Below are 14378 nucleotides of genomic sequence, written 5' to 3'. Positions count from 1 at the left end.
AAGGAAAACAAATAATGCCGTTGTTGTGCTATCTTCAATATGAATTTTTAAATGGTAAGAAATTAGGGCCAAAACATAAACAGGGGTAGCGGAGCTAATCTTTTCTCAACCAATCTAAAGACTCAAGGGCAAAATTATCACGTGCCTGGATATAGGCACACTTATCTAAAACCATGGCACCAACTTTTCGCTTTTCAAAACCAGCTGTCAAGCCAAAATCAATCCTGGAGCTGCCCAATTCCTTGGCACGTATTATTGTTTGGTACAACAGCTGTCTATAGATGTTATATTCCCCTGAGAATTCGTAATCCATTCCAATAATGGCAGGGGAATAAATATTGCTGCTATTTTTATAACAGAACATCACACCAACTAAGGGCTTTTCAGTTTCTTTTAAATAAATCATTATGAACTCCCATTGTGATGAGACGACCATATGTTCGAAAAGGGGGAAGGGATACCTAAAAGTGTTCAATCCCAAATTGTTTTCTTTTACCTGCAAATAGAGTTCATAGCTCTGGTTTAATTCTTTGTCTGTTAATTTATCTTTGATCCGAACCTTCAATTTTTCGAAGTAGGGTTCAATATCATTTCTGAAATGTTTTCTTGAACGTTTGCTAAGGGTGCCAACATAATCTTGAGGATCATTCCAAATGAAATTATCGTAAATCGCTGATTGGGGCATGGACACCTGAATGAAACCTTTATTGTGGAGAAATGTTTTGATCGCATCATTATCTGAATCGAAATCCCGGAGGATTAAATACTGCGGTTTCAGTTTCTTTTCCAATATTTCTACTTGTTCCAATAACAGGTCAAAGGCTTCTTTCCAATTCTCTTTTTCCTGGCACAAATAAAGGTGGTCCCCCTCTGTCATCATCGAACCCATATTCAAACAATAGCTGGTATGATAATAAGGTTCGATCTGTCTTGTTTTTTCCAAAGCAAGGGAAACAGATCTTGGGGCGAGCATATCTTCCTTCCATAAGCCATAAGAGAAAAATGTGGCAAGGATACATTTTCGATTTTCATCCCGTACGATAAAGTAGAAAAACTTGTTGTTATGTTCTGGGGAATTATGGGAATCAAGGATTTTTTCTAGCGATTCAAGGCCATTCCAGTCATATAACCCGTGTCCCCCTACAGTTGAATTCCATAATTCAGGATCGATTTCTGCGATAGAACTATAGGTTTCTATTTTTAAATTGGATTTAGTTGCCTTGGAAGGGCTCGATTCACTGCTGTTTCGCCCGAAAGCAAAATTCACACGTTCAAGGTTTGTGTTTGTATCCTCCAATGCTTTTGGGAATTCTTTGGCCAGGGCTTCCACTAGATCCTTGATTTCTTCTTTTTGATTGTGCCTTGAAATTGTAATTCTGAGACCTGTATTTTTTACAGGGACTGCGGGGAAAAAGCCTATGTTGACATAAAATCCCGTAGTGATAAGCCGGTTTACTAGATTGAATCCAGTCTCTGGCATACCAGCACCTATGTAGAACACCGGGGAATCATTATCAACGATTACAGGTAAATCCGTATTTTTCAAACAATGGTTGAAAAAGGAAATCCGATCAGCAAGTTCATTTTGCATTTTATAAATTTCATCGCTTAGATGAATCTTTGCTGATGCCATGGCGGCACCGACTGAGGCTGGTTCCAATTGAACGGAAAAAGTCAGCGGTCCACCAAAATTTTTGACCCTTTGCTGGATCTTCTTATCCTTGCAAACCATTACGGCCCCACTGGCACCAAAAGTTTTGCTCATGGTACCAAACAATATTACCCTTTCGGGCAGTTCCTTCAAGATACTCATAACGTAACCGCTACCGTTTTTGCCTTTCCAACTCATTCCATGTACATCATCAAAATAGATGTGCAGTTGGGGATATTTGTTGCAAAGTGACATCAATTCATTAATAGGGGCGTAGTCACCAAACATAGAATACATGCCATCTGCCATATACCAGATCTTTTTGCACCTGGATTGTAATTTTTTGATCTTGTCCTCCAGCATCCCCAAATTATTGTGCCTAATCATTTCCACTGGTACAGATCGCAGTTTTAGCGGATTTACAGCACTTTGAACACTCCAGTGCACCTGGTGGTCCAAAATGACGCCATCCCCATCATCTACAACGGATGGGATTACACCCATATGTCCCAGGGTACTGTTTTTGGTGATGACAATGGGGCTTCCAAATATTTCTGTCATTAAGGATTCCAGCTCTTCATATAAGGGATGGGAGATATAAGATTTGGATAGGGGGAATTCTGTTCCGTATGCTTCAATGGCTTTGATGGCCCCTTGCTTTAAACGGTTGTCCTGTTCCAGCCCTAAGTAGCCAGTAGTCCCAAAATGAAATAGCTTTTTACCCTTGATTTGGATTTGCCGGCCATCAAAGCGATCTCCTTCCGCATATAAATGAATAGCCCCTGATTCTTTGGCATTGGTCATTACCGAGACCACAGTATCCAAAATGTTGTTGTGTTTGATCTTTGCCATGGGTTTTGATTTAAGGAACAGGAAAACTAAAAAAAGAATTTGGAAATCAGAATTTTCCGTAAAAAAATGGCTGCTAAGTCAATTCTTGTTCTTTAAAGTCAATTTTTCCAAATGAAGTACCGCCCTGTTTGCTTTATTCCATCCACCAACGGAAATCTTATTAAGAAATCGTTATTATTATTTTATTAAATTAGGTTATAAATAGGCCCCAAATGATTAAAGGTGACAAGTATGCGCACTTCTGGATTGAAGAGGGTATTCTAAACTTTGTTTATAAACCTAATACCGTACTCGATCTAGATGCAGCCAAAGCAGTGGTAAAAGCGAGGCTCCGTTTTCAAAACGGGGTTTCCTATCCTATCCTGTGCGATGTGAGGATGTTGAAGACTGCCAGTAAAGCGGCGAGGGAATATTTGGCCGAAAAAGGCTGTTTTAAAGCCTTGGCTGTGGCCATAGTAATGGAAGATGCATATACAGGTACGTTGTTGAAAGCTTATATAAATATTAGCAATCCATCAGTGCCCACCAAGGGATTTTCTACCATTTCTGAGGCTCTGGCATTTTTAAATGACTATAAATAACCTCTTTATGTTTTATCATTATGTTTACTCCTATTCAAAAAATACGCGTACAAGAAATCTTGAATTTCATTACAGAAATTACTTTAGGGAACTATACATACACACTTCCTCTAAGAAACCAGAAAGATGAACTTGAACAAATAGTACTTTCCCTAAATACAATGGTAGAGGAGGTTGATACCGCTGTCCATCAAATCAATTTGGAAAAAAGCAAGGAGGTGATTGAAAATGTAATCTTCAACCTAGATTGTAATTTCCATATCATTTCCTATTCTGACAATGTAGCGGAAATCCTTGGATATTCCGCAGCGGATTTATTGAACAAGCCTGTAAAATTACTGGTTAGCGAGGAAACAAAGCTGCCAGACGACCTTTACAAATTATTGAAACACAGTATAGAAAAGAATGTTCGTTTAAAAGTCGAATTCAGGCACCGCAACGGCTATTTGTGGTCTGGCTACGGCTATTTGCACCAGTTGGTTTCTGGTGGCATAAAAACCTATACCTTATCGGTTTTCAAGGCTGTTTATGAAAACGAAAGACTTACCAATTACCTTAGTGGTCAGAAGACCAGGGCAGCGAAATACCCGAGTGAATACCGAAGTTTGCTTTTGCACGACCAACGGGAAATAGTCAAAGATCTGCACCAGTACGTCATGGAAAGGCTTGATACAAGCCTGCCAAAAATCCGTGAAATTGGTAGGGACGTTGGTTGCAGTGTGAGCAAAATCAAAACCATATTCAAACGTGCCTATGGGGACACCATTTATACTTACCACCGGCGCAAACGATTGGAAAAAGCCTATACGTTAATGAAGAATTCAAATACCCACCTGAATATAATTGCTGGCGAATGTGGTTTTAAAAGTGCTGCACATTTCACCAGGGCTTTTAAAAAAGTTTATGGAATTAATCCGTTGAAGGCCAGGAATTCATAAAAAAAAGCTTCAGGATCAAATCTAAATTCTTTAAAGTCAAGAAGTCAAGGTTTGAAAAATAGAACTTTATTCCATCGGAAATGTAATTATTGGGCATGTTGTCCGGTGAAAATTAAGGATATGGAAAAGGAGCTAAAATATGGTCAAGGATTAAAATTTCCAGCAGCCAATACTGTTTTGAACATACTTGCCTTCTACTTTATTTTCCTATTCGTATTTACGGGGTTCAGTAAACTCACAGATACTCAATCTCTATATACAACCTTGAGCAATGCGCCACTTTTCCTTAATGGGTTTTTGGCTTCTTTCTTATCCCTATTGATACCCATTACAGAAATAATTATTGCCGCAATGTTGGGATATTCAAAGACCAGATTGGTGGGATGGATAGGTGCCATCCTTCTTCTAACAGCTTTTACGATTTATACAGGCTATATTGTAATGATTGCTCCTAATGAACCCTGTACTTGTGGAGGATTATTGGCACTTCTGTCTTGGAAGCAACATTTGGTTTTTAATTTAGTGAGCCTCCTCCTGTCATTTCTTGGATACCATCTGGCCAAAAGGAAGACATGAACTATTATAAATTTTATCGCGATGAAGACAGGAATGTGAGCTGAACACCTGTAAAAGAAAGTAGGCAAAATTTGAATTCATAAAAATGTATATTATGAAAACTAGAAAATTAATGTTACCGATGATGGCTTTTATTTGTGCAATCGGTATGGCATTCACATCAGCGGATGTGGTTGAAGATCAATCAACGGGTTACATTTTCAGAAATGATGCATGGCAACCTGTTACTGTTGATTGTGGTGACGGAGAACTCAACTGTGAAGTTAAATTTTCACAGAATGGCCAGGAATATCCGGTTTTTGAATCGGATCTGGAAACCATGAGGACCGGAGGTGCGACCGAAGCGATTTTAATTAATCCATAAATCGGACTTGTTGTAAGGGAATACCCGGATATCCCGGTATTCCCTTTTTGTTATTGATTATTTGCTCTCCATACAAATTCATACCTATTGTTTTCCTGAAAATAAATTTTTGCCAGGTCAGTAATATCTTCTTTAGATAGTGTAGCAATATAATCTAAAGCCTGGTTTGAATCTGGTAAAATTCTATTGTATCGATATACCTCATATAGCTTGTTGTTCATTTGGTCATTTCGTTCCATATAAGCCTCACGGTAATAATTCGCTAAATTGCTTTTGGAATCCTCGAATATTGCTTTTTCAAAATCACCTCTCTTTATTTCTACATAAATTTGGTTGCATGCTTCCCTAATAGCTTTAAAGTCGGATTGTTGACAAGCTATGGTAACCCCAACTTCCATACGATCCAATTTGTCTTCAAATATTCCCATAGCCCCTTTTTGATAGACCGAGAGTTTATTTTCATATCTTAAAAACTGTATTTTATGGTTGGTGATCATCCCCAATAACTGGACTTTGATTTCTTCTTGCCAATCATAAACACCTTTCTCCTTAATTATGAATTTGGTGGTATATCGGTCACTTGTTTGGGGAAAGGGGGAATGGAATTCCTTAAAAATAGGGCCCTTAGGAATTTTACTGTAATCGGTACTGGTCGGCTTCGGTAAGCTACGACGGTTTGAAGGCAAATTCCCTAAATATTTCGAGACCAGGGATATTATTTTTTCCTCCTGAAATGCGCCGGTTATAATAAAACTGAACCTATCGGCATTTCCATAAAGGCTATCGAATATTCTATAGGCAGTATCCATTCTTGTGTTGTCTATTCCTTTTAATGCTCTAGCTCCATTTAAAGTTGTTGCTTTGTCATCCAGGAGTTCCGCAATTGCGTCGGTCAAATAGGCGTAGACCTTGTCACTTGGCGGATTTTCAATGAATGCTTCTTCATTTTTCTTCCAGTCTTTAAAAGCTAAAGGATCTTGCCGTGGTTGGGTAATAAACAAATAGATCAACTGCAACAACCCTTCGAAATCTTGAGGGTCTGCACTACCTTTTATTCCCGTTTCTTCATACTCAATATATGGCTGCACCCCCTGCCAAAAACTGTTATTTTTAAGGAAACGGTTTAACTGGAATTTGTCAAATTTACCAACCCCGGAATTTTTTACTATTTTGGGTGCATTGATCGAAGAAAAATAATCCTCTTCTGGAAAAGAGGAAGCTCCTTGGTTCCTGAATCCGTGCAGTACGATCTTTTCCTGGTTGAATCCAGATGTTGGGGTATAGTTCATCAAAATAATCCTTACACCGTTTTGTAGCTCTAAAATTTTCTCCCCGTAAGCCCCTACACCAATTGTTTTATAATTGGCTGGTTCCAATGCTTTTTTAGTATTTTCGTTCATCAAAACATTTGGGGTTTCAAGCGGGGTATATTCCTGCAATGGTCTCTTATGGACTTTCTGAATCTCGTTCCTGAACTGCTGTTCAGAAAATTTAGAGATCCCACTATTTTGGGATGTTATAATACCAATGTCATTTGGGGAAAGGTGGATCATATTTTTAATCGAACGGTTAAGTTCCGGCAAGGATAAATGGGATAACCAATAGATTTGTTTTTCAATTTCTTCTTCACCCATACCTTCTGAGTAAATTTCAAAGTCCCTAATCTGGTTTAGCAAAAAGGATGAATCCTTGAAATTCAATCCTTGTAAACCTGAAAGCAGTTCATTTTTAACCAATGCCCATTCTTCTGGCTTTAAACCGAATTCCTTCATCTGGTTCAAAATGTACATCATCCGTTTTAGCCCTAAAGTTTCTTCCCCAGGATCGGAATTCAATTCCAGTTTTAGAGCTGGTGGATGACTTTTGTAAGAGTACCTGGACAATATATCAAAGGTGTTTAGGTACTCGTTTGATTGTTCCTTAAAGCGATCATTTAATGTTCGGGTCATGGCCTCCCATATAAGTTTTCGTTTTGCCCTACCAAAAGGCGAAGGCATTTTTGCCATTTTAGGGTCACGGAAAAATAATTGTATTTCAGTTCGAATTGGCTTCTGTTGTTTTATCGAATCACTATTTCGCTCAATAACCACGTATTGGTCCGGTTGTGTAAAGTAAAGTGAATCACAATTTTTAATGGGGCGCGGATTTGGCTTGTTAGGCACATTTGAAAAAGTTTTCGTTATGGTATTCTGAAGTTTTAATGGATCAACTATATCCCCGGTCACTATCAAAGTCATGAGATCAGGGCGATACCAATCTCTATAGAATTTCCTGACTTCCTCTATGGGAAAATCTTTGTTATGCCTAAAAAAGGTGCTGAAATCATTTCTACAAGGAAACAGTTGGCTCCGTAAACTGGACTGTAACATTATTGTCTCAAGGTTTTGATCGGTCTGGGAAATAAATTCCTGTCGCAAAACCCCTCTTTCAGAATTGATATCGGTCTCGCTCAAGGTTATACCAGAAAGGATATCTTTGTAGAATAGCATTGCTGCATTGAAAGCCTCCCCATTACCTGTAGGAACGATCAATTGATATTCTGTTTTGTCCAAACCTATATTGAATATTTTGTACGCCACACCCTTACCGGCAAATTTTTCATAATCCTGTTTAATACCCCTTGGGAAATTTGTACTGCCTTCCGAAACCAAATGCTCTACTGCATGGGCAATATCCATTTGATTTTCATCTTCTTGGAGGCTTCCTACCTTAACCAGTAAATTCAGATGGATTTTTCCGCTGTTATCTCCACTTTGTTTGATATAGTAGGAAAATCCATTGGCAAATTTTCCATATTGCAAGTGGTTTTCGAGCGTATTCAAATTCCTGTTTTCCATTTTGTTGTTCTGCCCCAACAGTAGGTTTATGGAGCATAAAACAACCAACGGGATTGAAACCATATTTTGCATTTTGTTATAGATCATCTGGGACAATATTTAATAGCCGGGGTTCTGGCCTAGATTAGGGTTCTTGCTTCTTTCTTCTGCGGGAATAGGATAAAGCACATCCGTCTCTTGCCAAGTTGGAGTCTCACCTAATACTTCAGTTGCATTTTCAAGACGCTTAAGGTCCAGCCATCGATGGCCCCATTCAGCAAAGAGTTCTTTTGCACGCTCCTTCATTACTAGGTCCATGATTTCTGAAAGGTTTAGATTTGGATCTATATCAGATGTTGAATCTATACCAGCCCTTTCCCTTATTTTGCTTATATCATCAATGGCTCCTGAAATGTTGCCCAAATTTGCACGTGCTTCCGCCCTTATTAAGTATTGTTCACCAAGCCGTAAAACCGTGGCATACTCGGTAATATTGTTGATGCTGGACCGATCTTTGTATTTATGGACAAAATCATATTCATAGTTTTCGTTAGAGAAATGGCCAATCCAACTGGTTGATCTTAAGTCTGAGCTGTCCAGTGTGGAAACAAATTCGGGATTGAGTTTAATGGAAGTGGAAGAGCTGCCTATAAACGTATAGCCTTCATTGGTTGATGTCAATATGTTTCCCCGCCCTGCTGGGGAGATTTGCCAGATTGCCTCAGAGCTATTGGCGAGAAAAACTTCATTTAAGGATGGCAGGCTATATAGGGAAGAAGCATCAATAACTTCGGAACTCAATTCTTCGGCCTGGTTCCAGTTTTCCTGGTATAGATTCACCCGTGCCAGTAGGGCAGTGGCAGCATATCGGTTCACATAGTAACGTTCATTATTGATATAATCTTCATCCAATACCTCCCTTGCCCGTTCCAAATCAAGAATGATTTGTTCATAAACTTGGGAGGTTTCAGTACGGGGTATAAGGGAATTTTTGTCATAGTCGGTAGAAAGGACCAATGGGACATCTCCATAAAGGTTGACCAGGTAGAAATGGCAAAAGGCCCTTATAAAAAGGGCTTCCCCCTCAAGTCTATCCCTAACAGGCTCAGATATTCCTGTTGAGTTTTCTATACCCTCCAGGAGGTTGTTGGCTAGGTAAACAATGTTATAGGTACTTCTCCAAATCGCCAGGACCCCGGTATTTTCTGTAAAGATTTCATTTTCAGAAAACTCAACCAAAAAAGCATTATTGCTGGTCACTGGTTGCAGTAGATCGGCAGATAGACCACCTAATACAGAAATGCTGCTGGTGGTCCCCCCTGAAAAAGTGGCATTGAAGAGTTGGTAGTATATACCCTGCATTGCACTTTCAGCAGTTTCATCAGAAGCAAAAACCGTTTCTGTGACCATTTTATCATCAGGAACATCAACCTCCAAAAAACTTTCGCAGGAAGCTAACAAACAGGTGCCCATTAAAAATAAGAGCCTCTTTATGTTTATCGATATTTTCATAATTTTCATTTTAAAAAGTTAATTCAATACCAGTGGTTACTGTTCGCAATACTGGCAGGTAGGTGCCTATGTCTTGTGGATCCAATCCCTTGTATGGGGTGAAAGTGAGCAAGTTCTGCCCGTTCAGAAAAATCCTTCCATTGGTTGATCCTATTCTTTGGGTGAAAACCTGGGGGAAATTATAGGCTACAGAAAAGGTTTTTAGCCTTAAAAAGGAAGCATCAGTGGTTGTGAGGCTACTATTGGAAGCCAGTGTATACTGTCTGCCTGCCAAGGTGGTTTGGGAAGGGACCTGTAGGTTATTGGAGTCGGCCACACCTTGTAGTTGGTTAACAATATTGCCAACATTGCCCGTTTGAAAAAAGGCACTTCGCCCTTTTTGCTTTACAAATTCCCATAGGAATTGTGCTGAAAAATTTTTGTAGATGAAAGTGTTGTCAATTCCTCCAAAGTAGTTGCGCCCATTGTTACGTACCACGGTGCGATCTTGATAATCAAAACTTCCATCATTGTTGATATCCGCAACACTGTACAAACCAGTTTCAGGATCAATGCCTATGTAGCGGTACAAGAGGTTAATGTTCAAAGGTTCCCCAATGCGGTAGATGTTCGCATAAGCGGTTTGCTCAATATCGGGAAATTCCAAGAGCTTGTTCCGGGGGAAGCTAATGTTGAATGAAGTTCTCCAATTAAAATCCCTGGTGGAAATATTCCGGCTTGTAAAAACGAATTCCCAACCCGTATTTTGTACTGTGGCGGGGAGATTGGCCAAAATAGTGTTAAAGCCTGTTGTTGATGGTAGTGGAAAACCAACCAGCTGATTGGAAGAACGGTTCCGGTACCAACTAACTTCTGTGTTCAATTTATCCTCAAAGAACCCCAAAGAAATTGCCGCTTCTATTTTCCTGTTTTCTTCCCAGGAATAATTTGGATTGGTGAGTTGTATTGGAATGAGCCCTCCCGGCGCCTGTGTCGACTCGTAGGCGTCGAGGTACCCATAATCACCAATCTGGTCGTTACCTGTTGTACCAAAACTACCTCGAAGCTTTCCAAAACTTAGAAAGGTCAAGTTGTCACTTATAAAGTTTTCTTCAGAAAATATCCATGCGGCACCTACAGCCCCAAAATTTGCAAACCGTTTGTTCGATCCAAATCTCGAAGATCCATCACGACGAGCGGTCAGGTTTAAAAACAGCTTCTTTTCCCAATTATATCCTATTCTGGCAAACAATGCGTTGTACCTATAATCGATGGTACGGTCTGTATTTACAATGACATCTTCGGCCACCATTAAATTCCCAATTTGGGCTTCGGCACTATACCCATAACCACTCATGGTGATGCGGGAATCACTGTTTTGCTGAAAAGTAGCCCCAATAAGAACGTCCAATTCATTTTGGCCAAACTGCTTGTTAAAAATCAGTTGTGGTTCTGCAAGCCAGGATTTTCGGCCTACAATTGAATTGATGGAGCGGGCGGAGACCGATCCCCAATTTTCTGGGTTGTACGATCGTTTGGGCATTTTTAGAAGTTCGTCACTATTATAGTTGGTATAGCCCAGGTTGGCCCTAAGCCTCAAACCTTTCATTAATTCATAGAACAAACCCGCATTGGCCAATAAATTCTCCGATTTAGTGGTACTTGTATTATATAAGCCAGCAAGAGGATTGGTCCTGTTTCCAGCCTCCCAATCTTCCCAATTTAAGGTGCCATCTTCATTGTAGATAGAAGGCGCATTGGGGGGGAGGTTAACTGCTGTGGAAACCAGTGAGGAATTTAAGGAATGGAGGAAGTTATTGGTATCAGCACCATAATTTAGGGAAATATCCATATTGAACTTCCCGTTGTCCGAGGTGTGGTTTACTTGTAGGGAGGTGGTCACTTTTTGGTAATCCAAATCGCCTGGATAAACCGTTCCTTCCTTGTGATAGCCACTTCCCAACCTCAGGGAGGTGTTCTTATTTCCACCACTGACTGAAAGTTGTGCATTTTGAATTTCTGCTGTCCCACCAAAAAAATCTTTTTGCCAGTCAGTGTACCTATCCCGGTCCCATACCAGTAAATCAAAAGCATTGGATACAATTGGTTCTACTCCATCATTTTCGAAAGCTTGTTCCCTTATGCTTATATACTCCTGCGTGTTTAGCAAATCCATTTTTCGGGAAGCCTGTCCCATTCCAGAATAATATCGTGCACTTACTGCTGTTTTTTTTGCGTATCCTCTTTTAGTGGTGATAAGTACCACTCCATTAGCACCCCTGGAACCATAAATTGCCGTTGCATCGGCATCTTTTAAAATCTCGATACTTGCAATATTGGATAATCCAATGGTGTTAAGTGGATCTATACCTGTATTGGAAATATCCACCGTGTAACTGGGTATGGGTGCAGAATTGATTGGGACCCCATCTATGATGTATAGTGGTAGGTTTCCATTGTCGTTCTGGGTATCCCGTAAACTGTTTTGTCCCCGGATACGGATTTTTGGAGCCATACCTGGCGCCCCACCTCTTTGGGTTATTTCCACCCCCGCCATTCTTCCTTGCAACGCTTGAATTGGGTTTACAATGGGTTGCAACTCAATGTCTTCGCTGGTTACCCTGGCGATACTTCCCGTACGCTCCCTTTCGGTGGTGTTGTAGTACCCTGCATTGATCTCCACTTCCCCCAAAGCGGAGATATCCTCTTCCATTTCCACGTTTACCTGCTGTTGCTGTTGCAGTACGATTTCAACGGGTTTAAAGCCGAGGTAAGAAAAGACGAGTGTGTCGCCTGGCGCTGCCGGAATGGAATATTCCCCGTCCAGGTTGGTGACTACCCCTCGTGTTGTATTCTTTACTATTATGCTCACGCCCGGGATAGGAAGGCCGTTTGTATCGGTTACTATTCCCGAGACTTCCTGTTGTTGCTGAAATAGGGGAGTAGTAGGTGCTGCATTGGCAGCCTTTGACAGGAAGAAGAGTATCCCGCCAAGAATAATTAGCGCCACCCATTTAAGGCGCGAGTAATTATTTTTCATAATTTTACGTGTGTTTTGAATGAAACATTGTTTTATTTAAGCTTAGGCCTTCCCCTCCAGACGCCAATCTTTAGTAAGGGAAGGCTTTTAGCTTAATTCAAATAGCCCCTTTACCCTCTATGAAGGAATAGTGGCATTCCGGTTCCCTATAGCCGAAACTGCAATATTACTAATGATCCCAAGCCCTTAAGGGGCTTTTCCCAACCCAAGCTGTAAAAAAATGTAGGGCATTACAGCACCCACGGGATTGTAAAAATTTTGGCCTGTCCCGCAACAAGCCTAAGATTAGACATACTTTTAGATAACCAAAACAATTATTTTGGTGTTGCGGAACTTAAAAAATTGTAGAAAATCACCTTGAAAATTATGAAGAGAAACGACGTAGTTCGAACTAAAAAATAGACGTGGAACTCAACTTATTGTATAGGAGGTACTGGCGGTACCTTTACCACAAATAAGTGAGCCCACGCCGTTTTATGAGCGTGAGCATGATCACTTATCATCCCGTGGTAATATTAAAACGCCAGTTTTCCTATACGAGATTCAAAGCGTATGCTTCTATATTTTTTAGAAGTAAACGCAAATATAATATCACTCAAATATATATAAAAATTTTTAAGTGCGTACGATCGTGCGCAATTATTTTTCAAAGTTCCTCTTCTTTTGTTATATGGCTGGTATAAATTTTATTATTTGTGATTTTATAAATAGGGAGTGGATAAAGCCATGGCTTGATCAGAAACGATCGCAACGTTCTTTCGCTGATAAATGTAACGTGGAAGAAGGAATCATAAGAAAAATTAGAGGAAAAGCAGAATATCGTATTCCGGTGGAAACTCTCGAAAAAATTTGTGATGGTCAAGGAATTAGCCTTCATAATTTTTTCAAGAAATTGGGGAAATAATTATTCAATTTCGAAACAAATAAGCTTAACTAACTGGTCTAATTGTTACTTGTAGAAGTAATTATGGTATACCTCAACTTCAAATTGAAAAGTCTATAGTTCCAACTGAATGCTTATCCTCTAACTTTGCTCACAACTCTTTTCTTTACGGTTTGCCGTATTTTTCTATTATTTTAATGTTTTATATTTAGGGAAACTGGGTTTATCCCGGTATTCTTTAAATTAAATGGTTATTTTAGATGGGGTAGAACGAGTTGTGTGTAATTTTGTAAGAGAGATAGTGGACATAGAATTAATTTGAATTATTAATTATTTAAAAGTTAATTTGTGAAATATGAAAAGAGTGGATTTATTATAATGAATATAAAACAAGATAACTTGGATATTGATATTGTTAAACGCATTGCAAAAGACTATAATACACTTGATTACCCAATAACTCTATTGTCGCATTTAGAAAAAGCATATCCAAAAAAGAACTTTCATGGACATTCTAAATTCGACTTGCACCGGATAATAAATAACCTCCTAATGAATAATTACTCCGGGGAAAATATACATAAATACAAATTAGTTGAGAAATTCAAATCTCTTAAACGAGTAACCGCAGCATTTGAAATAAACGTGAATAGTAGCAGGCTAGATTTCCTTGCCATAAATGGTGTGTCTACCAGTTTTGAAATTAAATCTAGATTAGACAACCTATATAAATTAAACAAACAGCTAAATGATTATCAAAAAGCGTTTGAATTCAATTACTTAGTTATTGATAAAATTCATCTAGACAATGCGTTAGCGATGATTCCGGAAAATATTGGACTATGGGTGTACGAAAAAAACAAATATAATGAAGTCAGAAAAGCGAGTTTAAGCAATAAAATCGATACAAAATTTCAACTCAGCCTACTAACTAAGAAGGAAATGAGGCTATATTTTAATTGTGATAAACCTAAGTTGATTATTGAAAAATATGACAATGAGGAAATAAATAAAGCATTTAAATCGATATTAAAAACTAGATACAATACAAAATGGAATTTTCTTGTGAATAACCGGAGTAAAATATTTCCTATTGATTTTCAATTTTTCTTTAAACAAAACATAGATCCAAGTTCCGTTTACAAGTGTTAGTTTAATTGATTATCATCAATTTTTAGCTGAAGGC

At 39.0% G+C, this 14378-nt stretch carries 10 protein-coding genes; 6 read left to right on the top strand and 4 right to left on the bottom strand.

Going from position 1 to position 14378, the window contains the following annotated elements; translation table 11 throughout:
• Positions 1-94: 94 nt before the first annotated feature.
• The gene (locus RM539_RS10605) at positions 95-2503 is read right to left on the bottom strand and encodes an aminotransferase class I/II-fold pyridoxal phosphate-dependent enzyme (RefSeq protein WP_311503377.1); all 2409 of its coding nucleotides are present in this window, start codon (positions 2501-2503) and stop codon (positions 95-97) included.
• Positions 2504-2715: 212 nt separating this feature from the next.
• Between RM539_RS10605 and RM539_RS10600 the strand changes: the two genes are divergently transcribed.
• The 4 genes from RM539_RS10600 to RM539_RS10585 all read left to right on the top strand — a co-directional run bounded on the left by RM539_RS10600 (position 2716) and on the right by RM539_RS10585 (position 4962).
• Positions 2716-3084 (top strand): DUF7793 family protein, encoded by a 369-nt coding sequence (locus RM539_RS10600; protein ID WP_311503376.1) that lies wholly within the window; start codon positions 2716-2718, stop codon positions 3082-3084.
• 59 nt (positions 3085-3143) lie between these two features.
• The gene (locus RM539_RS10595; RefSeq protein WP_311503375.1) at positions 3144-4022 is read left to right on the top strand and encodes an AraC family transcriptional regulator; all 879 of its coding nucleotides are present in this window, start codon (positions 3144-3146) and stop codon (positions 4020-4022) included.
• Between the two features lie 120 nt (positions 4023-4142).
• Positions 4143-4598 carry a MauE/DoxX family redox-associated membrane protein gene (locus tag RM539_RS10590; protein WP_311503374.1) on the top strand — a complete coding sequence of 152 codons (456 nt, stop codon included), beginning with the start codon at positions 4143-4145 and terminating at the stop codon, positions 4596-4598.
• Positions 4599-4692: 94 nt separating this feature from the next.
• Positions 4693-4962 (top strand): DUF6520 family protein, encoded by a 270-nt coding sequence (locus tag RM539_RS10585; RefSeq protein ID WP_311503373.1) that lies wholly within the window; start codon positions 4693-4695, stop codon positions 4960-4962.
• A 50-nt stretch (positions 4963-5012) separates the two neighbouring features.
• On the opposite strand, the gene RM539_RS10580 is transcribed toward RM539_RS10585, so the two are convergent.
• From RM539_RS10580 to RM539_RS10570, 3 genes are read right to left on the bottom strand one after another with little or no spacing between them, the layout of a single operon-like run.
• Positions 5013-7886: a M16 family metallopeptidase gene (locus RM539_RS10580; protein WP_311503372.1), complete on the bottom strand. Its 2874-nt coding sequence runs from the start codon at positions 7884-7886 to the stop codon at positions 5013-5015.
• 12 nt (positions 7887-7898) lie between these two features.
• Positions 7899-9290 carry a RagB/SusD family nutrient uptake outer membrane protein gene (locus RM539_RS10575; RefSeq protein WP_311503371.1) on the bottom strand — a complete coding sequence of 464 codons (1392 nt, stop codon included), beginning with the start codon at positions 9288-9290 and terminating at the stop codon, positions 7899-7901.
• A 10-nt stretch (positions 9291-9300) separates the two neighbouring features.
• Positions 9301-12309: a SusC/RagA family TonB-linked outer membrane protein gene (locus RM539_RS10570; RefSeq protein WP_311503370.1), complete on the bottom strand. Its 3009-nt coding sequence runs from the start codon at positions 12307-12309 to the stop codon at positions 9301-9303.
• A gap of 670 nt (positions 12310-12979) precedes the next feature.
• Here RM539_RS10570 and RM539_RS10565 point away from each other — a divergent pair.
• Complete coding sequence (locus tag RM539_RS10565) at positions 12980-13213, top strand: transcriptional regulator (protein ID WP_311503369.1); 234 nt, start codon at positions 12980-12982, stop codon at positions 13211-13213.
• Between the two features lie 327 nt (positions 13214-13540).
• Positions 13541-14344, top strand: coding sequence for a sce7726 family protein (locus RM539_RS10560; protein WP_311503368.1), 804 nt, complete (start codon positions 13541-13543; stop codon positions 14342-14344).
• Positions 14345-14378: the final 34 nt, after the last annotated feature.

It is taken from the genome of Autumnicola musiva (genome assembly GCF_031846585.1).
In the GTDB taxonomy this organism is placed as follows: Bacteria; Bacteroidota; Bacteroidia; order Flavobacteriales; family Flavobacteriaceae; genus Autumnicola; species Autumnicola musiva.
This window is presented reverse-complemented; position numbering and strand designations above follow the sequence as displayed.

Coding starts and splice junctions, on each gene's coding strand:
- RM539_RS10605 (WP_311503377.1), bottom strand. CDS start 2,503: ATGGCAAAGATCAAACACAACAACATTTTGGATACTGTGGTCTCGGTA.
- RM539_RS10600 (WP_311503376.1), top strand. CDS start 2,716: ATGATTAAAGGTGACAAGTATGCGCACTTCTGGATTGAAGAGGGTATT.
- RM539_RS10590 (WP_311503374.1), top strand. CDS start 4,143: ATGGAAAAGGAGCTAAAATATGGTCAAGGATTAAAATTTCCAGCAGCC.
- RM539_RS10585 (WP_311503373.1), top strand. CDS start 4,693: ATGAAAACTAGAAAATTAATGTTACCGATGATGGCTTTTATTTGTGCA.
- RM539_RS10580 (WP_311503372.1), bottom strand. CDS start 7,886: ATGATCTATAACAAAATGCAAAATATGGTTTCAATCCCGTTGGTTGTT.
- RM539_RS10575 (WP_311503371.1), bottom strand. CDS start 9,290: ATGAAAATATCGATAAACATAAAGAGGCTCTTATTTTTAATGGGCACC.
- RM539_RS10570 (WP_311503370.1), bottom strand. CDS start 12,309: ATGAAAAATAATTACTCGCGCCTTAAATGGGTGGCGCTAATTATTCTT.
- RM539_RS10565 (WP_311503369.1), top strand. CDS start 12,980: ATGGCTGGTATAAATTTTATTATTTGTGATTTTATAAATAGGGAGTGG.